The following is a 1,227-nucleotide window of genomic DNA, read 5'->3' as shown; positions in this document are numbered from 1 at the left end:
GTCCTGAATAAGGTTTACACCTTCTGGCTTCTTATCAGGAGGGTGCAATGGATACGGGCGCAAAACGTAGTCAGCGCGATTACACGCTGACTTTTAAATTGTCGGTTGTCGACCAAGTAGAAAAAGGCGAGTTGAGTTATAAAGAGGCTCAACGGCGTTATGGGATTCAAGGTCGGTCGACGGTGTTGGTCTGGTTACGCAAGCATGGTCGACAAGATTGGAGCCAAGGCGCCTCCATTCGTACCCAGAGGACTCGACCGATGGACGAGCCAACTTTGCCTTTGACCCCCGAGCAGAGAATCAAAGAGCTTGAGGAGCAACTGGCACTGGCAAATCAGAAAGCCAAATTCTTTGAAGATGTGGTCGATGTCCTGAAGAACGACTACGGCGTATCCATTGTAAAAAAGCGGCCCGGCAAGTCGTTGCGCAAACCCAAACCCTGAGTGTCAGCAGGGCTTGCCAGTTTATGGGGATCAGTCGCCAAGCCTTTTACAAGCGTGATCGTGTCTATCGGGCTCGAGTCGATCAAGATCAGAAAATCATCAAGTTTGTGCAGACAATCCGAGTGCGCCAACCCTGCATTGGCGCGCGCAAGCTCCAGTCATTGATGCACGCGGAGCATGAGAAACCTGAATTGCATGTTGGCCGGGATCGCTTGTTTGAGGTGCTGCGCGAGCACCGGCAATTGGTTCGCAGGAAACGGGCGTATCACAAGACGACCGACAGCCATCATCACTTTCGCTGCCATCCCAATCTGCTAAAGCCAGGCCCGCAGCAAGTTGTCGCGACCGGTCCGGAACAGGTCTGGGTGGCCGATATTACTTACCTGTCCACCCAGCGCGACAACCCGGTCTACCTGAGTCTGGTCACAGATGCCTTCTCAAGAAAAATTGTCGGTTATCACGTGCATGGCAGCCTACATGCCGACTCGGTGGCCCACGCCTTACGCATGGCGTTAAAGACACGTCGAACACGCCAGAAACTGGTCCATCACTCGGATCGAGGAGTCCAGTACTGCTCGGCGCTGTATCAAAAGCTCCACGCCAAGCATGGCATCACGTGTTCGATGACGGATGGCTACGACTGCTACCAGAACGCCTTGGCAGAGCGAGTCAACGGCATCTTGAAAACAGAACTATTACTCCATCGGCCGAAAGACTTGGCGCAAGCGGAGCAAATGGTGCGAGAAGCGATCCTGATCTACAACCAGGAACGCCCGCACCTGTC

Annotated in this window: 1 protein-coding gene; it reads left to right on the top strand. The window is 53.7% G+C overall.

What is annotated here, in order from left to right; translation table 11 throughout:
* Nucleotides 1-47: 47 nt before the first annotated feature.
* Nucleotides 48-1,227, top strand: a protein-coding gene (locus ACIOU6_RS28050) for an IS3 family transposase (RefSeq protein ID WP_401140013.1) whose coding sequence is annotated in 2 segments (ribosomal slippage) — nt 48-399 and nt 399-1,227 — 1,181 coding nt annotated over the 2 segments. Because the reading frame shifts where the segments join, the coding sequence is not laid out codon by codon here. This gene is flagged as partial in the annotation.

Origin of the sequence: Pseudomonas sp. NPDC087615, assembly GCF_044743445.1 — a bacterium.
Lineage (GTDB): Bacteria > Pseudomonadota > Gammaproteobacteria > Pseudomonadales > Pseudomonadaceae > Aquipseudomonas > Aquipseudomonas baetica_A.
Note: the sequence above shows the minus strand (reverse complement) of the source record. Positions and strands in the feature narration are given on the sequence as shown.